Annotated in this window: 24 protein-coding genes; 17 read left to right on the top strand and 7 right to left on the bottom strand. The window is 68.8% G+C overall.

Features of this window, described 5'->3' with window-relative positions; translation table 11 throughout:
- Window positions 1-18 precede the first annotated feature (18 nt).
- Window positions 19-1,320, top strand: a complete 1,302-nt coding sequence (locus BJ988_RS22440; protein ID WP_179660103.1) for an MFS transporter — start codon at window positions 19-21, stop codon at window positions 1,318-1,320.
- 42 nt (window positions 1,321-1,362) lie between these two features.
- On the opposite strand, the gene BJ988_RS22435 is transcribed toward BJ988_RS22440, so the two are convergent.
- Window positions 1,363-1,833: a winged helix-turn-helix transcriptional regulator gene (locus tag BJ988_RS22435; protein WP_179660102.1), complete on the bottom strand. Its 471-nt coding sequence runs from the start codon at window positions 1,831-1,833 to the stop codon at window positions 1,363-1,365.
- Between the two features lie 109 nt (window positions 1,834-1,942).
- Here BJ988_RS22435 and BJ988_RS22430 point away from each other — a divergent pair, with 109 nt between their 5' ends.
- The 3 genes from BJ988_RS22430 to BJ988_RS22420 all read left to right on the top strand — a co-directional run bounded on the left by BJ988_RS22430 (window position 1,943) and on the right by BJ988_RS22420 (window position 4,595).
- Window positions 1,943-2,407 carry an SRPBCC family protein gene (locus BJ988_RS22430; protein ID WP_179660101.1) on the top strand — a complete coding sequence of 155 codons (465 nt, stop codon included), beginning with the start codon at window positions 1,943-1,945 and terminating at the stop codon, window positions 2,405-2,407.
- 246 nt (window positions 2,408-2,653) lie between these two features.
- Window positions 2,654-3,853, top strand: a complete 1,200-nt coding sequence (locus tag BJ988_RS22425) for a sensor histidine kinase (protein WP_179660100.1) — start codon at window positions 2,654-2,656, stop codon at window positions 3,851-3,853.
- Between the two features lie 79 nt (window positions 3,854-3,932).
- Window positions 3,933-4,595, top strand: coding sequence for a response regulator (locus BJ988_RS22420; RefSeq protein ID WP_179660099.1), 663 nt, complete (start codon window positions 3,933-3,935; stop codon window positions 4,593-4,595).
- A 53-nt stretch (window positions 4,596-4,648) separates the two neighbouring features.
- Here the strand turns inward: BJ988_RS22420 and BJ988_RS22415 are convergent, their stop codons facing one another.
- From BJ988_RS22415 to BJ988_RS22405, 3 genes are all read right to left on the bottom strand, one after another.
- Window positions 4,649-5,047, bottom strand: a complete 399-nt coding sequence (locus BJ988_RS22415) for a hypothetical protein (protein ID WP_179660098.1) — start codon at window positions 5,045-5,047, stop codon at window positions 4,649-4,651.
- Window positions 5,044-6,423 carry a DUF4331 domain-containing protein gene (locus tag BJ988_RS22410; RefSeq protein ID WP_179660097.1) on the bottom strand — a complete coding sequence of 460 codons (1,380 nt, stop codon included), beginning with the start codon at window positions 6,421-6,423 and terminating at the stop codon, window positions 5,044-5,046. Before BJ988_RS22410 ends, BJ988_RS22415 begins: the two co-directional genes overlap by 4 nt.
- A gap of 77 nt (window positions 6,424-6,500) precedes the next feature.
- Entirely contained in the window at window positions 6,501-6,776 is a 276-nt protein-coding gene (locus tag BJ988_RS22405) for a hypothetical protein (RefSeq protein WP_179660096.1), read from the bottom strand.
- Between the two features lie 279 nt (window positions 6,777-7,055).
- On the opposite strand from BJ988_RS22405, the gene BJ988_RS22400 reads away from it, so the two are divergent.
- Genes BJ988_RS22400 through BJ988_RS22385 form a run of 4 tightly spaced genes read left to right on the top strand, consistent with a single transcriptional unit; the run spans window position 7,056 to window position 10,567 of the window.
- Window positions 7,056-7,901, top strand: a complete 846-nt coding sequence (locus BJ988_RS22400) for an alpha/beta hydrolase (protein ID WP_246321551.1) — start codon at window positions 7,056-7,058, stop codon at window positions 7,899-7,901.
- Window positions 7,898-8,638, top strand: a complete 741-nt coding sequence (locus tag BJ988_RS22395; protein ID WP_179660095.1) for an ABC transporter ATP-binding protein — start codon at window positions 7,898-7,900, stop codon at window positions 8,636-8,638. The genes BJ988_RS22400 and BJ988_RS22395 overlap by 4 nt, the downstream gene beginning before the upstream one ends.
- Window positions 8,639-8,675: 37 nt before the next feature.
- Complete coding sequence (locus tag BJ988_RS22390) at window positions 8,676-9,500, top strand: ABC transporter permease (protein ID WP_179660094.1); 825 nt, start codon at window positions 8,676-8,678, stop codon at window positions 9,498-9,500.
- Window positions 9,501-9,505: 5 nt separating this feature from the next.
- Window positions 9,506-10,567, top strand: coding sequence for a fatty acid desaturase family protein (locus tag BJ988_RS22385; RefSeq protein WP_218861047.1), 1,062 nt, complete (start codon window positions 9,506-9,508; stop codon window positions 10,565-10,567).
- Window positions 10,568-10,578: 11 nt separating this feature from the next.
- Here BJ988_RS22385 and BJ988_RS22380 read toward each other — a convergent pair whose 3' ends face one another.
- A complete protein-coding gene (locus BJ988_RS22380; RefSeq protein WP_179660092.1) occupies window positions 10,579-11,136 on the bottom strand; it encodes a hypothetical protein in 558 nt (185 codons plus the stop codon).
- 46 nt (window positions 11,137-11,182) lie between these two features.
- Window positions 11,183-11,593: a hypothetical protein gene (locus tag BJ988_RS22375; RefSeq protein WP_179660091.1), complete on the bottom strand. Its 411-nt coding sequence runs from the start codon at window positions 11,591-11,593 to the stop codon at window positions 11,183-11,185.
- A 152-nt stretch (window positions 11,594-11,745) separates the two neighbouring features.
- On the opposite strand from BJ988_RS22375, the gene BJ988_RS22370 reads away from it, so the two are divergent.
- The 4 genes from BJ988_RS22370 (at window position 11,746) to BJ988_RS22355 (ending at window position 15,892) form a co-directional block, all read left to right on the top strand.
- Window positions 11,746-12,441: an NAD-dependent deacylase gene (locus tag BJ988_RS22370; protein WP_343051737.1), complete on the top strand. Its 696-nt coding sequence runs from the start codon at window positions 11,746-11,748 to the stop codon at window positions 12,439-12,441.
- Window positions 12,442-12,472: 31 nt separating this feature from the next.
- Window positions 12,473-13,189, top strand: a complete 717-nt coding sequence (locus BJ988_RS22365; RefSeq protein WP_179660089.1) for a hypothetical protein — start codon at window positions 12,473-12,475, stop codon at window positions 13,187-13,189.
- Window positions 13,190-13,317: 128 nt separating this feature from the next.
- The gene (locus BJ988_RS22360; RefSeq protein WP_246321550.1) at window positions 13,318-14,682 is read left to right on the top strand and encodes an MDR family MFS transporter; all 1,365 of its coding nucleotides are present in this window, start codon (window positions 13,318-13,320) and stop codon (window positions 14,680-14,682) included.
- A 61-nt stretch (window positions 14,683-14,743) separates the two neighbouring features.
- Window positions 14,744-15,892, top strand: a complete 1,149-nt coding sequence (locus tag BJ988_RS22355) for an acyl-CoA dehydrogenase family protein (protein ID WP_425490884.1) — start codon at window positions 14,744-14,746, stop codon at window positions 15,890-15,892.
- A gap of 400 nt (window positions 15,893-16,292) precedes the next feature.
- Here BJ988_RS22355 and BJ988_RS22350 read toward each other — a convergent pair whose 3' ends face one another.
- The gene (locus tag BJ988_RS22350) at window positions 16,293-16,430 is read right to left on the bottom strand and encodes a hypothetical protein (RefSeq protein ID WP_179660087.1); all 138 of its coding nucleotides are present in this window, start codon (window positions 16,428-16,430) and stop codon (window positions 16,293-16,295) included.
- A 174-nt stretch (window positions 16,431-16,604) separates the two neighbouring features.
- Between BJ988_RS22350 and BJ988_RS22345 the strand changes: the two genes are divergently transcribed.
- The 5 genes from BJ988_RS22345 (at window position 16,605) to BJ988_RS22325 (ending at window position 20,303) form a co-directional block, all read left to right on the top strand.
- Window positions 16,605-17,843, top strand: a complete 1,239-nt coding sequence (locus tag BJ988_RS22345) for an amidohydrolase (protein ID WP_179660086.1) — start codon at window positions 16,605-16,607, stop codon at window positions 17,841-17,843.
- 71 nt (window positions 17,844-17,914) lie between these two features.
- Window positions 17,915-18,379 (top strand): hypothetical protein, encoded by a 465-nt coding sequence (locus tag BJ988_RS22340; RefSeq protein WP_179660085.1) that lies wholly within the window; start codon window positions 17,915-17,917, stop codon window positions 18,377-18,379.
- Window positions 18,363-19,097: a VIT1/CCC1 transporter family protein gene (locus BJ988_RS22335; RefSeq protein ID WP_179660084.1), complete on the top strand. Its 735-nt coding sequence runs from the start codon at window positions 18,363-18,365 to the stop codon at window positions 19,095-19,097. The genes BJ988_RS22340 and BJ988_RS22335 overlap by 17 nt, the downstream gene beginning before the upstream one ends.
- Before the next feature lie 33 nt (window positions 19,098-19,130).
- Complete coding sequence (gene thpR, locus BJ988_RS22330) at window positions 19,131-19,691, top strand: RNA 2',3'-cyclic phosphodiesterase (protein ID WP_179660083.1); 561 nt, start codon at window positions 19,131-19,133, stop codon at window positions 19,689-19,691.
- Window positions 19,692-19,775: 84 nt separating this feature from the next.
- On the top strand, window positions 19,776-20,303 hold the full coding sequence (locus BJ988_RS22325; protein WP_179660082.1) for a DoxX family protein: 528 nt from the start codon (window positions 19,776-19,778) through the stop codon (window positions 20,301-20,303).
- Window positions 20,304-20,516: the final 213 nt, after the last annotated feature.

Here is a 20,516-nt window from a genome sequence, read left to right as displayed (position 1 = left end):
CTGAATGGAGCCCCCAAAATGACCCTCACCTCCGGTGGTAGCACGACCGCCCCACGTACGCAGATGGGCCGGATCGTCGCCAGCAGCTTCACGGGCAGCTTGATCGAGTACTACGACTTCCTGCTCTACTCCACCGCCTCGGCCGTGGTCTTCAATGAGGTCTTCTTCTCCAACCTCGACCCGGTGACCGGAACGATCGCGTCCTTCGGCACCTTCGCCGCGGGCTACCTGGCGCGCCCGCTCGGCGGCGTGATCTTCGGCCACTTCGGCGACCGGCTCGGCCGGAAGAAGATGCTGGTCCTGACCATGCTGATCATGGGGTTGGTCAGCTTCCTGATCGGCTGCCTGCCGACGTATGGCCAGATCGGCGCAGCCGCGCCGGTGCTTCTCGTCCTGCTTCGGGTCATCCAGGGTGTCGCGATCGGTGGCGAGTGGGGCGGCGCGGTGCTGATCACCGCCGAGCACGCCACCTCTCGGCGTGGTCTGTGGGCATCGTTCACCAATGCAGGTGCCCCGGCCGGAATGGTCCTCTCCACCGCGGTGATGGCGCTGATGGCCACGGTCACCACTCCCGAGCAGTTCACCGCCTGGGGATGGCGCGTGCCGTTCCTGCTCAGCATCGTCCTGCTCGCCGTCGGCCTGTGGATCCGCCTCAGCGTGACCGAGTCGCCCGCCTTCGAAGCGATGAAGGAGAAGAAGGCCGACGCGAAGACGCCGCTGATGGAGGTGCTCCGCAACCACCCGCGCACGCTCCTGCTGGCCGTCGGGGTGGGGCTCGGCGCCTTCGTGGTGCAAGGCACCTTGACCACCTTCCTGATCAGCTACGCCATCGGGGCGGGCTTCGAGCGCCCGGCGGTGCTCAACGCCCTGACGCTGTCCTCGGCCGGCGCCGTCATCGGGATCATCGGCTGGTCCGCGCTCACCGACCGGGTCGGCCGTCGGCCCGTGGTGCTCTCCGCGGCCGTCGCGACCGCCGTCTTCGGATATCTGCTCTTCCCGATGCTCGACAGCGGGAGCACCGCGCTGCTGGTCCTTGCGGTGGTCCTGGGGCAGTCGGTCATCCACGCCGCCTTCTACGGTCCGCTCGCAGCGCTGATGAGCGAGGTCTTCAAGACCTCCTCGCGCTACACCGGGGCCTCGCTGGGCTACCAGCTCGCCGGCATGGGGGCAGGGCTCTCGCCGCTCCTCTTCGCGTCTATGCAGAAGGCCGGTGCGAGCACCATCATGCTCTCCACCGTCATCGCCGCGTTCTGCCTCCTGAGCGTCTTCTCCCTGGTCCGGCTGGGGGAGACCAGCGACCGAGATCTCGTCGACGCCTGACCCTCACAGTGCCTGCTGCGAGTCGCGGCGGGCACTGCTGCGTCATCGGTTCCGAACCGGCCGGCGGGCCGCCAGGTAGTCCGCGGGCATGCCCGGGCCGGGGCGGACCACGACGTCCTCCGGTGGGACGGTGCCGTGCTGCTCGCAGCGCGTCTCGAGGTGGACGGGTTCGCCGCAGTCCGCGTGGAGGTAGTCGATCGGGCGGCCGTCGGGGGCGAACCAGGTATCCCCCCACTCGGTGAGCGCGATCAGCGCGGGGCGTAGCCCTTGGGCCATGGCGGTCGGCCGGTAGTCGCCGGCGTCGTCGCGGGTCATCAGGCCGGCCTCGACGAGGGAGGCGAGGCGTGTCTTCAGGATGTTCGTGGAGATGCCGAGGTTGTGCTGGAAGTCGCCGTAGCGCGTGACGCCGGCGAAGATCGCGTCCCGCAGGATCAGCAGGGTCCAGCGCTCGCCCACGATCTCCAGAGATCGGGCGATGGAGCAGATCTGACCGTCGTACGTCTTTCCGAGCACAGTGAAGAGTCTAGCAAGTCACTTGCATGATGAAAGTGTCTGTGTCTACGGTGGTGCTTGCATGATGCAAGTCCATGATGAAAGTCAGAGCCGATCTCAGGAGACAACCATGAGCGACCTCACCGCAACCTTCACCGTCGACGCCACCCCTCAGGAGGCGTACGAAGCCATCAACGACGTACGTTCCTGGTGGGGGCACCACATCGCCGGACCCACCGACCAGGTCGGTGCCGAGTGGTACTACCTGGTGCCGGACATCCACTACTCCAAGCAGCTCGTCAAGGAGCTGGTTCCGGGCGAGCGCGTCGTGTGGGAGTTCACCGACGGCTACCTCGACTTCATCGCGGACAAGAAGGAGTGGATCGGCACGACCGGACGCTTCGACATCGACCGCGATGGCGACCAGACCCGGGTGACCTTCACCCACGAGGGCCTCAGCCGCGGCGACGAGTGCTTCGACGTCTGCTACGACGCCTGGACCCACTACATCACCGTCAGCCTGAAGAGCCGGATCGAGTCCGGCGAGGGCACAATCCGAACGCAGGACGAGGACAAGGCTGCCGTGGGCAGGTAGCGCGTCACCCGGTGAACGGGTCGATTTGGGCCTTCCGGAGCCGCTCGGGAAGGCCCAGAGTGACCAATTCTCGATCGGCGAGGTCACCCACTTCGATCTCCAGGAACTTGGGCGCCACCAGTACAGAACGGTGCAGTCGGCGCGTACATCGTCCAGACGGAGGCCATAGGCGCTCAGGGGCAGCGCGACTGCACGAGTTGTGCGGAGCATGCGCCACGCACGCGATGCCCTGGTATTACTGAAAGCATGCTGAAGACCTGGCCTGGCCGCGGTCGTCTGGCCTTGTACGTCGCCGCGACCGTGCTCGCGATCGTGGAGGCCGCGGTCCTGACCACCGACCCCTATGAGGTCGCGGGCGGGGTCGCTCTGCTGATCGGGGTCACGCACGCCGCCTCGGTTCCGTTGGCGCTCCGGCGGCCGGTGGAGGCGGCCGGGCTCTCCCTGGCCGCGGTGACCGTGGCCGCACTGGCGATCGTGAGGGTGAGCGAGGACGGATGGCCATGGATGGTGCCGCCGCCGACGCTGACCCAGCTTCTGGTGCTGGTTGTGCTGACCCTGGTCGCCGGGTGGCGGCTGGCGGCGATCACCCTGGCCATTCAGGTTGCCGCCGGAGTGGTCCTGGCCGTGGTCGGATGGACGTGGAACGACATCGGCGACTCGCTCGTGGAGGTGGCCAACTTCGCCTCGCTCGCGCTGCTGTTCGGCGCCCTCGCCGCCGTCGCCAGGCGGCTGGCCGAGAGCCGCAGCGCCTTGCAGGAGGAGCACGAGCGGCGCTCGGTCGTCGAGGAGAAGGCGCGCATCGCCCGCGAGCTGCACGACGTGATCGCCCACAACATGTCGCTGATCACCGTCCAGGCCAGATCGGCGCCGCACCGGGTCGACGACGTCAGCCCGGCGGCCGAGGCGGAGTTCGCCGAGATCGCCGACCTCGCCGCCTCGGCCCTGCGGCAGATGCGTGGTGTCCTCGATGTCCTGCGCACCGAGGAGGGTCAGTCGGGCCGGGTCCCGGTGCCGGGCATCGACGGTCTCGCCGGCCTCTTCGACTCGGCCCGAGGGACGGGGCAGCGGGTCGAGGTGCGCGGCGAGCTTCCGGAGGTCACCGATGTGGCTCCCGAGGTCGGCACCGCCGCCTATCGGATCGTGCAGGAGGCGCTCAGCAACGCCCGCCGCCATGCTCCCAGCGAGCCGGTGAGCATCGATCTGACGCTAGGCGAGCAGGATCTCGAGATCCGGGTGACCAACACGCTCGCCGGCCCCGCCCCGACCGCCGCGGGGGAGAACGCCAGCGGGGGTCACGGACTGATCGGGATGCGTGAGCGCGCCGCCGCCGTCGGTGGCAGCCTCACCGCCGGGGCAACTGGAGAGAACGCGTTCGTCGTCGACGCGCGACTCCCGAAGCAAACCGTTGTGCGCGCCCTCTCCAAACGCGGTAGGAAGACCCCGTGAACGAGCGCAAGCGAGTGAACCGTGAGCACAACACGCCGCCGCGCCCGTATTCTGGCGCTTGCGCTACGGGGGTGGCGGCGTGACGGTGAAGATCGTGGTCGTCGACGACCAGGACATGGTGCGCTCCGGATTCGTGGCGCTGCTCAGCACCCAGCCGGACATCGAGGTGGTCGGCACCGCCGCCGACGGCTCCGAGGCGGTGCAGGTGGTGCGGCGTACCCATCCTGATGTGGTGCTGATGGACGTCCGGATGCCGGTGATGGACGGGATCGAGGCGCTCCGGCAGCTCGCCGAGAACCCGGCCACCGCACAGATCAAGGTGATCATGCTGACCACCTTCGACGCCGATGAGTACGTCCACGAGTCCCTGCGTCTCGGTGCCAGCGGGTTCCTGCTCAAGGACGCCTCTCCGGACGAGCTCGCCTCCGCCATCCGCGTGGTCCACGCAGGCGAGGCGCTGCTCTCACCGTCGGTGACCCGGCAGGTGATCGCCCAGTTCGCCCGCGCGCCTAGGAAGAGGCGGGCCGACCCGCGCCTCAAGCAGTTGACCGAGCGTGAGCGCGAGGTGCTCGAGAACATCGCCCGAGGCAGCTCCAACAGCGAGATCGCCGCCGAGCTCTTCCTGGCCGAGCAGACCGTGAAGACCCACGTCAGCCGCATCCTCGGCAAGCTCGGCCTGCGCGACCGCGCCCAGGCCGTGGTGTTCGCCTACGAGAGCGGCCTGGTCGCGCCGCACGTCTGACGGGCGAGAGACGCATGACCCGGCCCGCGATGGTGCGGGCCGGGCCATTCATGTCAGCGTGGCCAGATTGCGTAGGTGACCTTCCCTCCGCTGACGTCCACGGTCAGCCGGACCGGACCGTCCGGTCGGACGTACAGCTCGTAGGACCCCTCGGGGACCTCGTAGAAGACAGCCGAGTGGACCGTGTCGCCCTCGGGCGTCGGTCGCGGCACCACAGCTACGTGCGGCAGCCCGTGGTGATGACCGTGATCGAGTTCATCGTGGCTGTGGCCCTTCGCATCCTCCGGCCCAGCCGGGACGGCTCGGCCGGTCGGGCGCAGCTCGATCTCCAGCCCTTCGAGCTCGGCCGGCATCTCGATGACCAGGGCACCGATGTCGCCACCGATGTCCAGCAGCACCGATGACCCCCGCCCGGCATGGGGGTTCTCGAGGAGATTCGCGTCCTTGTTCATGACGCGGCCGGCACGCCCGGCTTGGACTGGTATCCGCCGGCGGGCGTACCGAGGTACGGGAACACCTTCAGGTAGTCGGAGTTCGTGTTCGACGTACCGTCGTTGATCGCGCTCGCCGCGTCGTCGGGGGTGAACTTCGGGTCGACGAGCGGGATGGTGAGCCCGGCGACCGCTCGCAGCTCGACAGTGACCACGTCGTCGAAGACCCGGCGTCCGTTGGGGAATCCGGCGGCATCGCCGGCGACGAGGCCGAGCGGATTCGGTGTCTTGGCCGGCGGAACGGCGACGTTCAGTCGGAGCAGGTCGGACTCGACCGGGCCGGTGTAGTTCTGGAATCCCGGCACCACCCCCTCCGGGATCCCGGTCAGCAGGATCGCTGCGAGGTCCGCCCGCGGCTTCTTGTACGCCGCCAGGTTCGGGAACACGTCCGGGTAGAGCACGGGCAGCAGGCCGGCGAGCTCCGGCGTGGTCACGTACTTGGCGTACTCGCGGTCCTTCGACGGCGGTCGGCTGTTCCACCTGTCCTTTTCCGCCATCGGCACGATGACCTCGTTGAACAGGGGATTGCCCAGCCGCGAAACCTGCTTGTGCGGGCCGTGCCACACGGAGATGCCGAGAAGCTCGTCGAAGATCCTGGACTGCTGCCGGCTGGCCGACGCCCAGACACCGATGGTCGCCTTCGGGTCCATCACGTCCTTGGGGACCCGGCCGTTGCGGGTCAGGTCGCTGATCGGGACCTGGAGTGCGATCGTGTGCACGTTCGAGCCCTGCAGACCGTTGACCCCGACCGCTGCAGCTGACGGGATCAGGTGCGCCATCTGGAACGGCCGCAGCGTACCGAGGTCGAAGATGCTGCCCAGGTCAGCGAAGAAGCCGTCCGCGCGCTGCCCGGCGAACACCGTGCGTCCGCCGTCGAGAGTGTGGACTGCCGCTTTCGCGAGCTTGGCGTAGTCCGGCGTGCTCCGGATGCCTACGTTGACCGGCGGTACGGGGAGGTCACGGGCCAGGGTCCGGGACCTGCCCTTCTCCACTCGGGTGACCGTGTAGTACTGCGGACGGTTCCAGGTCTTGTCCTCGATCGAGGTGATCGGTCCAGTGTTGTAGAGGAAGGTCTTCTTGTTCCGGATCTCGGCCCGGAACCGGAACTGGTAGCTGATGTCGGTCTTGCCGTCTCCGCCGTTGGAGATGTTGATCTGGTAGAGCACGTCGTCGCCGAACTCGTAGAAGTTCGGACCGCCGAACGGGTTCTGGAACGGGATGAAGTTTGCGATGAGGGTGACCGTGTCCGGCTTGTCCGGGCTGACGAACGCGTAGACATCGGTGTTGTCGGCGACCGGATCCTTCGAGATCTCCGGTGCTTCGCGATGGGACGACATGAAGTTCCTCCACTAGAGGTGCTGATCGATGAGATGAGGTACGAAGGGTGCCCGCGGTACGCCGGCCCGTGGTCAGGTCAGGCGGTCCGCGTGGATCCGGCCAGGCGGGCGGCGAGCTCCCGATCAGTCACCAGGACCTCGCGGTCGCCGACCATGATCACCAGCTGGCCCTGCTTGACGTTCTTCACGTGCACCACGAACGACTCCGCGTTCGCCAGGTCGACCGACTCCAGGCCGGCCGCCGCATCGGCGGACGTCGAACCGAAGATCTTGGGTACGGCAACCGCACCGACCGCTGCCGCTGTCCCGGCCCCGGCGATCACCAGGAAACCGCGACGTGACTGTTCACTCATGACTGTCCCTTCCACTCGACAGGCGCTGCCACCGAACGGCCAGCCGCGGCCCGGTCTGATGGACGTGATCTGGATCACAAAGTCGCGCCACGGCGTGGTTCGTCCTCCAAGGCGAAACGGATTTGACGAGACGCGATAATTTCTCCTCAGTGCGGCTCATCCCAGCGACGAGTCGCATCGGGTCTGGTTCCAAGGGGCATCCCCGACTACCCCGGTAGGGGGTCGAATGGCTCCCGGGAGTGACGCGCGGCGGTGAACCCGCTTCCTAACGTCACAGCCATGACAGTGACGCCGCTCAGATACGGCCTCGACGAGGCCGACGGAACCATCGGACCCCGGCTGCTCGCCTGCGACCCTCCCGGCGGAGCGCGGGTCGTGGAGGTCTTCGGAGACGTCGTGAACGCCGACCACATCGCGGTCGTCGTGCCCGGCAACGGCCACCACCTCGGCAACTACTTCACCAGCCAGGAGGCTCACAGCCCCCGCAGCCGCGGGCAGCTCCTGCTTCGTACGATGCAGGAGCTCGCGCCCGAGAGCCGGTCGGCCGTCGTGGTCTGGGTGGGCTACCACGCGCCGCCGGAGTGGTACAACGCGATCACCAACGACGCGGCCTATGCCGGCGCGAACGACCTGGCCGCCCTCACCCACTACCTGCCCCGCGATGCCCACCTCACCCTGATCGGCCACAGCTACGGCTCCACGGTCGCCGGCCTCGCCCTCGCCGCGGCTCGCGCCGAGGACTGCGTGGCGCTGGGCAGCCCGGGCATGGGTGTGGTCCACCGCTCCGAGCTCGGCACCGGCACGCGGCTGTGGGCCGGCTACGGCGAGACCGACCGGATCCGGCTGATCCCGCAGGTACGCCTCGGCCGGCTCGGTCTGGGCCGCAACCCGCTGCATCCCGAGCTCGGTGCGACCACGTTCGGCACCGGCGACATCCCCGGCCACTGCGGCTACTACACCGAGGGCAGCGAGTCGCTGCTCAACATCGCTCGGATCGCACTGGGCCGCTACGACGAGGTGACCCCGGCCGGTGTGATCTCGACAAGCTCGACCACCGAGGGCCGGAGGGGCCGAACAGCCACCGCCCGACGCATCCCCGCAAAGGACATGGAGACAGCAGCATGATCACCGACGAACCCGCCATCTGGACCCAAGGGCTCCGCAAGAGCTATCCCGGTCGTGGTGCCGCGCTGGACGGCATCGACCTCGCCGTCGCCCCCGGCACCGTCCACGGACTGCTGGGGCCCAACGGCGCCGGCAAGACCACCACCGTACGCATCCTGGCCACCCTCGCCCGCCTCGACTCCGGTCAGGCCTGGGTCGCCGGCCGCAACGTCGTCCACGACCGGGCGGGGGTGCGCGCCCGCATCGGTATCGCCGGACAGTACGCCGCCGTCGACGAGGTCCTGAGCGGCCGGCAGAACCTGGAGATGTTCGCCCGCCTGTACCGGATGCGGGCCAAGCAGGCACGTCAGCGCTCCGGTGAGCTGCTGGAGCGCTTCGGGCTCGTCGAAGCCGCCGACCGCCCGGTCCGCGGTTACTCCGGAGGCATGAGGCGACGGCTCGACCTCGCCGTCAGCCTCATCCGCAGCCCCCACGTGCTCTTCCTCGACGAGCCCACCACCGGGCTCGACCCGCGCAGCCGGCTCGAGGTCTGGGACGCGGTCCGCGAGTTGGCCGAGTCCGGCACGACCGTGCTGCTGACCACCCAGTACCTGGAGGAGGCCGACCGCTTGTGTTCACGCATCACGATGGTCGACCGCGGTCGCGTCGTGGCCGAGGGATCGCCCGCCGAGCTCAAGTCCAGCGTCGGCGGCCGCGACCTCGACGAGGCGTTCCTGCTGCTGACCGAGGGGGCCTGAGATGTCTGTGTCCATCACTGGGTCCATTGCTGGGGCCATGACCGACGTCTCCGACATCCACGGATCACGCATCACGTGGGCGGCGGTCGACACCTGGGTCGTGGCCAAGCGCCACCTCCTCCATCTCGTACGCCGCCCCGACGAGCTCCTCGGCACGCTGATGATCCCGGTGATGGCCGTGGCGATGTTCGGTTTCGTCTTCGGCGAGGCCTTCGGGGTCGCGATGGACGTGCCGGGGGCCGAGTATCGGGAGTTCCTGCTCCCGGGCCTCTTCGCGCTCACCATGGCGTTCGGCATCGGGAACACGACGATCTCGATCGCTGAGGACGTACGCGGCGGGGTACTGGACCGTATGCGATCCCTTCCCATGTCACCGGTGGCAGTGCTGGCCGGGCGCGCCCTGGCCGACATGATCCTGGCGGTGGTCGAGCTGTCCATCCTGCTGGCGCTGGGGACGCTCTTCGGCTGGCAGGCCCATCTCGGGCTCGGCGGTGTCCTCGTCGCGCTCGGGCTGCTGGTGCTGCTGCGTCTGGCCTTCTCCTGGGTCGGCATCCTGCTCGGCCTGCTGGTCAGTGGACCCGAGGCGGCGATGAAGTACTTCGCGCTCGTCTTCCCGCTCGCCATGGTCGCCGACACGATCGTGCCGACCGACCTGATGCCCGGCTGGCTGGCCATCCCCGCCGAGTGGAACCCGCTCTCCTCCACCGTCATCGCCACCCGTGAGCTCTTCGGCAACGTGGCCGCTCCCGCCACCACCTGGGTCGGCGAGCACGCGCTGACCATGGCCGTCCTCTGGCCGGTCGCCATCATCGCGATCTGCCTGCCGCTGGCCATGGCCCGCCTGCGGCGTCTGGGGCGGTGACCACGATGGCCACGCTCCCCGGCCAGGCTCACCGCCAGGTCAACGCCTACACCGAGCTGATGAGTCGCGTCAGGCAAGAGGGCCTCCTGGCGCGGTCGCCGCGGACGTACGCCCGCCGTGCAGCCCTCCTCGGCACCGGCTACGCGCTCGCGCTGATCGCCATGCTCGCCCTCGGGCAGACCTGGTGGCAGCTGCTGGTCGCAGCGGCCTTCGGGGTCCTGTTCACCCAGACGGCGTTCCTCTCCCACGACGGCGCCCACCGGCAGATCTTCGCCTCCGGCCCGAAGAACGAATGGGCCTCTCGCATCCTCGGCAACCTGGTCGTCGGGCTGAGCTACGGCTGGTGGATGCGCAAGCACACCCGCCACCACGCCAACCCGAACAAGGTCGGCGCGGACGAGGACATCCGCCCATCGGTCCTGCTGTTCACCCCCGAGGACGTCGAGCGGCGTACAGGTTTCAAGCGGTGGCTCACCGCCCGCCAGGGATGGCTGTTCTTCCCGCTGCTGACCCTCGAAGGCGTCAACCTCCACGTCGGCGCCGTCCGCACCGTGATCGGCGACCGGGACCTCAAGCATCGCCGTACGGAGGCAGCGTTCCTGGCGGTGCGGCTGATCGGCTGGCCGGTCCTGGTCTTCTCGGTTCTCGGCCTCGGCCTGGGCGCGGCATTCCTCGGCGTGCAGCTGGCCGTCTTCGGCGTCTACATGGGCGCCAGCTTCGCCCCCAACCACAAGGGCATGCCGCTGGTTCCGCGCGACACCAGGATCGACTTCCTCTCCCGCCAGGTCCTGACCTCCCGCAACATCCGCGGCGGGCGCTGGGTCGACTGGTTCATGGGTGGCCTGAACCTGCAGATCGAGCACCACCTCTTCCCCAGCATGCCGAGCAGCACTCTTCGCCGCGCCCAGCCCCTGGTCCGCGCCTACTGTGCCGAGCAGGGCGTCCCCTACACCGAGGCCGGTCTCCTGGAGTCGTACGCCATCGTCGTCCGTCATCTCAACCGCGTCGGCCTCGGCGACCGCGACCCGTTCGCCTGCCCGTTCGTCGTGGTCAACAGGACGGGCTGACCGGGTGGGCCCTACGGGGTCGGATCGGCGAGCACCGCTGCCCGGACCCGCCCGTGATCTGAGTAGTCCACATCGGCCTCCACGGTGCCGGCGCCACCGAGCTCCCTCTCCCACTCATGGGTGAGGGACTCGGTCTCGCCGTCCTTTCGGGCCCGCCGGTCGAACGAGACCCGGGTGACGTACCCGTCCTTCGACCAGACCAGCACCCCGTCGACCTCGGCCTCGAAGCGACGACCGTCGGGCAGCACGAGATCGACACGTTCGCTGGCGTAGTCGCGGATCCCCGGGTAGGCCTCGTTGTCCTCGGGCAGGCTGGAGAGCCGGACCGGCTCACGCAGGTCGATCTCGATGGTGCCGGGGTCGCGGTTGAGCTGGGAGAAGACGACGAGGGTGACGACGAACAGCACCGGAATCGCGAGCACGCCGACGCCGGTCCAGGCCAGCGGCTTCGGGTTCCTCCCCGACATCCGCACCACCCCGGCGGCGACGAGCAGGGCGATCGCGAGGGCCACGAAGCCGAGCAGCACCGCCCCGACGATGATGATCAGAAACGCCCCGCCCGCACCCATGGGGCCAGTATCGCGGTCGCGCGGTTCGCCGCACGGCTGAACGGACCTACGCGACGGTCGCGGCGATGCAGACGGCCAGCGTGGAGAAGTAGACGACGCCGGCGAACAGGGCGTGGAAGCCGACGCGGAACGGCAGCCGGCCGTTGAAGATCGAGCGAAGGGCGAGCTTGTACGTGTTGACCATCGAGAGGTGGCTGCCGCCCAGACGCCGCGTACGCCGCAACAGCATGTTGTCGCCGAAGGCGTTGCCGATCGTGATCATGACCAAGGCCGCCCATGCGTAGAGGACCTGGTCGGTGAGGACGTACGTCACCCACGTCCCGAGCCCGATGGCGGAGAGAACGACGTGGGTGATCACCACGCGTGGGTGAGCGCGGCCGTGCCGGAACCAGCCCGTCATCAGGAAGACCCCCACGGCCACCTGGACGAGCCACGCCACGAGGACGAAGTACGACATGCTGCGACCGTAAGACCGCTCGCGGCCTGCTGGACGAACCGAGCCGGCGGTCCCCGATATCGGGGGCGCCTTTCCCGACTGTGCCGGGCAGAAGTCCACAACAGCCGTCCGGGGCAGCGAAGGCTTCGTCGACATCGCTAGCCTCAGTGCTTGTGAAAGTTGTCGTGCTCACCGGAGCCGGGATCTCTGCAGAGAGCGGTCTCGCGACCTTTCGCGACGCCGACGGACTCTGGCAGGGGCACCACGTCGACGACGTCGCCACGCCCGAGGCCTTCCAGCGCGATCCCGCGACGGTGCACCGGTTCTACGACGACCGGCGCCGAGAGCTGCGGGCGGTGGCGCCCAACCCGGCCCACATCGCGCTGGCCAGGCTCGAGCAGATCCTCGGCGACGACCTGCTCGTGGTCACGCAGAACGTCGACGACCTGCACGAGCGAGCCGGCTCCCGCCGGATCGTGCACATGCACGGCGAGCTGCTCTCCGCCCTCTGCGCCTCGTGTCAGGGCCGGTTCGCCTGGGACGACGACCTCGGCGACGTGCCCGCCTGCCCAGGGTGTGGCAACAGCACGCTGAGGCCCGACGTGGTGTGGTTCGGCGAGATGCCCTACGACCTCGACCTGATCGAGCGGGCCCTCATCCAGGCCGACCTCTTCGTCGCCGTCGGCACCAGCGGCGCGGTCTATCCGGCCGCCGGTTTCGTACGTATGGCCGCGGTCGCCGGTGCCAGGACGCTCGAGCTCAACCTGGACTCGTCCGAGACCTCGCACCTCTTCGACGAGGCCCGCCAGGGGCCGGCCAGCAAGCTGGTGCCCGAGTGGGTTGCCGACGTACAGGCGCCTTCGCATTGACCAGTTCGCAAATTCTGTCACGATAGGCCGCGTGTTTCGCCAAGCCGTGCTCACGACCGCCCTCACCGTCGCGCTGACCAGCGCTCTCACCGGCTGTGGCGAGGAGGAGGGCACCCTGTCCCAGGCACGCGACTACGCGAAGGAGCCCGGGAACCAGATCGCCGAGCACGCACGAACAGCGATGCACGACCTCGACACCGTCCACGTCGAGGGCGACGTGCTCGACTCGGAGGGCACCAAGATCACCGTCGATCTCGACGTCTCCGCCGAGGACACCTGCGTCGGCAAGGTCAGCATCGGCGACGGTGAGATCTCGCTGCGCGCCATCGCCGGCTCGGCCTGGTATCAGGGCGACGAGGCGTTCTGGAAGTCGATCGCGCCGGCCAAGGGCGAGGGCGAGCGCATCGCCAAGCGGGTCGGCGACAAGTGGGTGAAGCTCGAGGGTGAGCTGGCCAGCCTGCGCGCCTTCTGCAGCATCGACAGTCTCACCGCCCAGATGGTCCCGGCCGAGGCCGAGGCGCAGACGGTCGGCCCGGCGATGGCCGCCGAGGGTCCCTCCGTACGCCTCGACGTCACCCACGGCGACACCGAGAGCCGGACGTACGTCCTGGCCTCGGAGCCGCACCGGATCGTGAAGTGGACCCAAGGCAGCGCCGGCGAGCTCACCTTCTCCGACTTCGACGAGGAGTTCGAGGTCGAGGAGCCTCCCGCCGACGAGGTCTTCGACCTCGCCGAGCTCGAGAAGTGACTCCCCAGGAATGCCCAGGAATGAATCGGCGGCCGTGAGGCTTGCGGAAAAGTGTGTCCACCTCCACCAGACCCACTCGCAGCTCGATAGGACTTCGTAGCGAACGCGGGCCGATCCTGCTCGCGGTCATGGTGTCGCTGAGCCTGGTCGCGATCGACATGACGATCCTGGCGACCGCGGTGCCGAGCGTGGTGAAGGACCTGGGCGGGTTCGAGCAGTTCCCGTGGCTCTTCTCGATCTACGTGCTGGCCACCGCGGTGACCACGCCGCTGTACGCCAAGGTCGCCGACCGGCTCGGCCGCAAGCCGGTCATGATCGCCGGGATCGTGGCCTTCCTGGTCGGGTCGCTGCTGTGCGGACTGGCGTGGTCGCTGACCGCACTGATCGTCTTCCGGGCGATCCAGGGCATCGGCGCGGGTGCGATCCAGCCGATGGCGATGACGATCGTCTCCGACATCTACACGCTGGAGGAGCGGGCGGTCGCGACGTCGTACGTCGCGTCGGTCTGGGCCACCGCCGCGATCGTCGGCCCGACGCTCGGCGGCCTCTTCGCCGACTACCTCGACTGGCGCCTGATCTTCCTGATCAACCTGCCGATCGGCGCGGTTGCGCTGTGGCTGCTCCGCCACTTCCACGAGGACCGCCGACCCGCGGCGACGACCGCCATCGACTGGTCCGGTGCTGGGCTGCTGACCGTCGGCGGGATCGCGTTGCTGCTCGGTCTGCTCGAGGGCGGGCACGCCTGGGCGTGGGCCTCGTGGCCGTCCTACCTGATCTTCGCGGTCGGCATCGCGGCCCTGGTCGCCTTCGGGTTCGTCGAGCGTCGTGCCGCCGACCCGGTGCTGCCGCCGTGGGTCCTCGGCCACCGGGTCCTCGCGCCGGCCAACGCCGCCAGCCTGATCGTCGGCGTGGTGATGCTCGGGCTGACCACGTACGTCCCGCTCTATGCCCAGAGCGTGCTCGGTCACTCGGCGGTGGTGGCCGGGTTCGCGCTCGCCGGGATGAGCATCGGCTGGCCGATCGCCGCCGCCACGGCCGGCCGGATCTACCTCTCGAAGGGGTTCCGGGCCGCGGTCGGGCTCGGTGCGCTGTTGGTCATCGCCGGCGGGCTGGTGCTGGTCACGGTCCGCGAGACGTCGTCGTTCTGGCACCTGGCGATCCCGTGCTTCGTGCTCGGGCTCGGCTTCGGCTGGTCGGTCAACCCGGGCGTCGTCGCTGCTGGCTCAGCAGTCGGCTGGGAGGTGCGCGGGGTGGCGACTGGATCCAACATGTTCGCCCGCTCGGTGGGCTCGGCGCTGGGCGTCGCGCTCTTCGGCGCGGTCGCGAACGGCCTGGTCAGGCGTGAGTACGCCCCGGGAGAGGTGCCTCCGCTCGAAGCCCTGCCGGCCGACGTCCTCGCGCCGGCGCTGCATGTCGTCTTCCTCGTTGGGCTGGTCGTCTCGCTCCCGCTGCTGATCGTGGCGTGGCGTACGCCGGTCCGGATCAACAGATGACCCAACCGTTTTTGAAACAGGGGTTACCACTGAGTAACCACTGCGTCGTAGACTCCGACGCATGCTGAAGCGCGACCACTATGAGGAAGACCACGAGGACTTCCGAGCCTCCGTCCAGCAGTGGCTGGAGCGTTCGGTCAAGCCCCACACCGACAAGCACATCGCCGACAAGGCGCTGCCCCGCGAGTTCTGGCTCGAAGCCGGTGAGAACGGCTTCCTCGGTCTCGCGATCCCGGAGGAGTACGGCGGCGCCGGCGCCGACGACTTCCGCTTCAACGCGGTCCTCGCCGAGGAGCTCGCCAAGATCGGCGCGGCCTACCCGACCTGCGTCGGCATCCACTCCGACATCACCGCTCCCTACCTGGTCCGCCTCGGCACCGAGGAGCAGAAGCAGCGCTGGCTCCCGGGCGTGGCCTCCGGCGAGATCCTGCTCGCCATCGGCATGACCGAGCCGTCCGGCGGCTCCGACCTGGCCGCGCTGAAGACCACCGCGGTCCGCGACGGCGACGAGTGGGTCATCAACGGCTCGAAGACCTTCATCACCAACGGCTACTCCTGTGACCTGGTGATCACCGCGGTCCGCACCGACCCGGAGAAGGGCGCCAAGGGCATCACCCTCTTCGCGATCGAGGCCGACAAGGAGGGCTTCTCCCGCGGCCGCAAGCTCGACAAGGTCGGCATGGAGGAGTCCGACACCGCCGAGCTCTTCTTCGAGAACGTACGCGTCACCGACGCCGAGATCATCGGCGAGCTCAACCGCGGCTTCATCCACATGATGGAAGAGCTCCCGCAGGAGCGCGTCTCCTGCGCGGTCGCCAACGTCGCCCAGGCCAAGCAGATCCTGCTCGAGACCGTGCAGTACGCCAAGGACCGCAAGGCCTTCGGCCAGTCCATCGGCGCCTTCCAGCACAACAAGTTCCTGCTCGCCGAGCTGGTCACGCAGATCGAGGTCGCCGAGGCGTACGTCGACAAGTGCGTCGCCGCCCACGCTCGCGGTGAGCTCTCGCCCGTCGAGGCGTCCAAGGCCAAGTGGTGGTCCTCGCAGGCGCAGTCCGAGGTCCTCGACCACTGCGTCCAGATCCACGGCGGCTACGGCTTCATGAACGAGTACCGAGTCGCTCGCGCCTGGCGCGACGCCCGCGTCACCAAGATCTGGGCCGGCTCCAATGAGATCATGAAGGAGCTCATCGGCCGCGACCTCGGCTTCTGAGCCCGAACGAAAATTCATTCGTACGCCGCGGGCGGCCGTTCCTCCGGGAGCGGCCGCCCGTGGTGATCGAGCAGATCACCTGGACGACATCGGTGTCGCGGAGCACACGGCCAAGCTGTTTCACCAGGGGCGGTTCCAACTGATCGTCTTCACGGGTGCGAACGCGCCCACGACGGTGAAGAACTTCCCCCGCGGCGAAGCGGTGGAATTCGCCGAACGTGCAGAAGAGCCTGGCGTTCCTCGCCAGGCGAACCGCGTGCAACAAACACAGGCCAGAACCTCAAGTTCACCCGGTCGTTGCTGGAGGAACGTGGCATCCCGGCGACGAGTGCGACTCTGATCAGCCGCCCCTATCAGCAGCGTCGCGCGTACGTCCCGATCACTGACGTTCGGGATCGTGTCAAGAGTGATGAAGCTGCTCCGCCAGGTCCAGAACGGCCTCAGCCTGGCGCAGCGCGGCGGTCAGGCGCGCATCATTCAATGATTCGCCGAGGTGCTGGACCCTGAGCCTGGTGTTCGGGGCGGAGAAGTCCGCCATCAAGTCGTACTAAAGTACGGAGAAGCGCACAATAGTACGACCTGCGCGTTGTCCTGCTTGTCGTGGACCACGACAACCTCAGCACAGGTTCGCCTCCGACACACACGGGCCGGGGTTGGCTCGACTTCGTCCTCCCACGGCTCGCTGAGGTCCTCGAAGCGGCATGATGGCGCCATGACCCAGCGCTCCTCCGTTGCCATCACCCACGCGTACGTAGTCCCGGTCACCGGCGACCCGATCGAGGACGGGACGGTGGTGATCGAGGACGGAGTGATCACGGCAGTCGGGAGGGGCGTCGAGATCCCCGACGGGATCGAGACGATCGACGCCGCGGGGAGATGGCTGCTGCCCGGCTTCGTCGAGGGGCACGGCCACATCGGGATCTCCGAGCAGGGCGAGGGCTGGGCCGGCGAGGACACCAACGAGATGACCGACCCCGACGGCGCGGCCCTGCGGGCGATCGACGCGGTCAACATCGAGGACGAGGGCTTCCGCGACGCCCTGGCCGGCGGGGTGACCACTGCGGTGATCAAGCCCGGGTCCGGCAACCCGATCGGCGGCCAGACGGTCGCGATCAAGACCTGGGGCGGACGGACCATCGACGAGCAGGTCGTCTCCGACTCGGTCTCGGTCAAGAGCGCCCTCGGCGAGAACCCCAAGCGCGTCTACGGCGACCAGAAGAAGACCCCGTCGACCCGTCTCGGCGTCGCCACCATCATCCGGAAGGCCTTCGTCGAGGCGCAGAACTACGCCGCCAAGCGGGCGGCTGCCGAGGAGAAGGGCGAGCCCTTTGACCGCGATCTCGGCAAGGAGACCCTCGCTCGCGTCCTCGCCGGCGAGCTCGCCTGGGACCAGCACACCCACCGTGCCGACGACATCGTCACCGCCATCCGGCTGAGCGAGGAGTTCGGCTACCGCCTGGTCGTCAACCACGGCACCGAGGGCCACCTGCTCGCCGACGTGCTCGCCGAGAAGGACATTCCGGTCATCTACGGTCCGATGTTCGTGTCCCGCTCGAAGGTGGAGGTGCGCAACCGGGCCAACCGCAACATCGCCGCGATGGCCGCCGCGGGCGTGCGCGTCGCGATCACCACCGACCACCCGGTCATCCCGATCAACTTCCTGGTCCACCAGGCATCCTTCGCCGTACGTGACGGCCTCCCGCGAGACACGGCCCTGGCCGCGATCACCACGAACCCGGCGAGCTTCCTCGGTCTCGACGACCGCGTCGGCGCGATCGTGCCCGGTCTCGACGGCGATGTCGTCCTCTGGTCCGGAGACCCGCTCGACACCGACCACCGCGCAGAGCGCGTCTTCATCACCGGGACCGAGGTCTACGCCTGGGACGGCGAGGCCGACGCCGGGCGCGGTGCTGGGAGCACGCGGGAACGCGCGACGAGGTTCGGGATCTGATGGTGTCGGTGAGGGCACCGCGCAGGCGGCCCGGACGCAACGAACCTCGCAACGCAGACGTACCCAAGGTCATGACCAGCACCCACAACAGCGACAAGAGCAAGCTCGCGACCCGCCCTGCGGCGTACGTCCTGCCCGTCCTGGCCCCGTTGCTGGCCCTGACGTTGGCCGGATGTGGCTCCGAGGCGACCGACCCAGGCGCTAACGTGTCTGACGTGCCCAGCTCATCCAGCCCGACGCCCGCCGAAGACCCGAACGTCGCAGCCGCGATCGCCGACCTGGCCGAGCGTCAGGGGATCAAGAGCGAGGAGATCACCGTCGTCTCCAACGACGAGGTGACCTGGCGCGACGGCAGCCTGGGCTGCCCGGAGCCCGGGAAGATGTACTCGATGGCCCTGGTCGACGGCGTCCGCGTCGTGCTCGAGGCAGCGGGGAAGACGTACGCGTATCACGGCGGCAAGAGCGGGACGGTCCGTTTCTGCGAGAACCCACAGGAGCCCGTCCCCAGCGAGGGGACCAGTGACGCTCCCCAGTGAGGGTGCCCATGCGGGCCACGGCGACGCCGAGGAGCGGGCCGACGGCCTGAACAACCGGCTCAACTGGCTGCGCGCAGGGGTCCTCGGCGCCAACGACGGCATCGTGTCGACCGCCGGCGTGGTGATGGGTGTCGCCGGTGCCACCACCGACGACACCGCGATCCTCATTGCCGGCGTCGCGGCCCTGGTGGCGGGAGCGATCAGCATGGCTGCGGGGGAGTACGTCTCCGTCTCGACCCAGCGCGACACGGAGAGGTCGCTGATCGCCAAGGAGCGCCGCGAGCTGGAGGAGATGCCCGAGGAGGAGCTGCGCGAGCTGGAGGGGTTCCTGCGGGAGCGTGGGCTCGAGGACCAGACCGCCGCCGACGTCGCCCGGCAGCTCACCAAGCGCGACGCGCTGCGAGCCCACGCCGCGCTGGAGCTCGGCATCGACGTCGACGATCTCACCTCGCCCTGGACCGCTGCCGGGGCCTCGATGGTCGCGTTCACGCTCGGGGCGCTGCTGCCGCTCCTCTCGATCACGCTCCTCCCCGAGAGCGACCGCATCTGGGCGACGGTCCTCACCGTCGCCGCCGCGCTCGCCGTCACCGGCTGGACCAGCGCGCGCCTCGGCTACGCGCCACCCGTCCGAGCGGCGCTGCGCAACGTCGCCGGCGGGCTGCTGGCGATGCTGGTGACCTACGTCGTCGGCGACCTGCTCGGCACACAACTCAGGTGACCCTGTCCGCTCCGCCAGGCACAATGGACATCGATGAATCGAATGTTCGTGGCGGTGATCCCGCCGGAGTCGAGGATCGAAGATCTCGACGAGTTCCTGTCCGTACGCCGCGACGCGGCCGCCTTCCGCTGGTCGGCGCCTGACCAGCTCCACCTGACGCTCGCCTTCGCCGCTCACGTCCCCGACCGGTCGCTCGACGACGCGATCGAGCGGCTGGAGACGGCCGCGGGGCGGCGTACTCCCTTCACGCTGACCATCACGGGTGGCGGCGCCTTCCCCAACGTGGCCGAGGGCAAGGTCCTCTACGCCGGGGTGGAGACCGACGCGTTCGAGGAGCTCGATCGAGCGGCCGCAGGCGCTCGTAACGCGCTGGTCAAGGCCGGGTCCGAGGTCGACGGCGGACGTTTCCGACCCCACCTGACGGTCGCGCGGGCCGGCGTTCCGGTCGAGCTCAGCAACTGGGTGCGGCTGCTCGATGCGTACCGGGGGCCGTCCTGGACCGTCTCGTCGTTCGTGCTGGTGCGCTCGCGGCTCGGAGAGGGGCCGAGGAAGCGCCCGGCCTATCAGGCCGTAGCGGAATTTCCCTTCGGCTGACAGCAAACCCCGGGTGGTAACGGCGCGGACCCGAGATCGCTACCGTGTGCGGGCCGTTCTGAGCTACCCAGAGGAGAATCGGACATGAGTCGACGAGTGGGGCGCAACGCCTACACCGGACTTTTCAACGACGTCGTGCTGCTCGCCGCCCGTGTGGTCGTCGGCGGGATCTTCGTCGCGCACGGCTGGCAGAAGTACGACCAGGGCTTCGCCGGCACCGAGCAGTTTCTCGGCGGGCTGGGGGTGCCTCAGCCTGCGATCGCCGCCCAGGTGGCGACGTACGTCGAGCTCGTCGGCGGTGCGCTGCTGATGCTCGGCCTGTTCGCGCCGGTCGTCGGGGTGCTGCTCGCGGCTCAGATGGCCGGAGCGATCTGGTACGCCCACCGCACCACCGAGGTCTTCGTCGACCAGGGCGGCTGGGAGCTCGCCGCCGCGCTCGGTGTCTCTGCTCTCGTGCTCGGCCTCGTCGCCCCGGGCCGGTTCACCCTCGATCAGCTCCTGACCTGGCCTTTCAAGGCGAGGGCTGCCAAGCGCAAGGCCCGGGAGGCCGAGGCGAACGAAGCGGCCGAGGCGCAGCCGTACGTCGAGGAGAAGGTCACCATCAAGGCCTGAGCCCCGCTGGTCGAGCCGCCGGAGCCGCTATGCGACCGAGCGAGGCCGCCCGGCGAGCTTGCTCGTCCGGGTGTGCCGAGCGAGGGAGCACCCGAGCGAAGCGAGGGCGGCGAAGGCGTGTCGAGACCAACACGGTCCTATCGAGCGCCGAGGGGATTGTGCTGGTCTCGACACGCTCGGCCGCAGGCGGCCTCGTGGCTCGACCAGCGGCGA

It is taken from the genome of Nocardioides panzhihuensis (assembly GCF_013408335.1).
GTDB lineage: Bacteria > Actinomycetota > Actinomycetes > Propionibacteriales > Nocardioidaceae > Nocardioides > Nocardioides panzhihuensis.
This window is presented reverse-complemented; position numbering and strand designations above follow the sequence as displayed.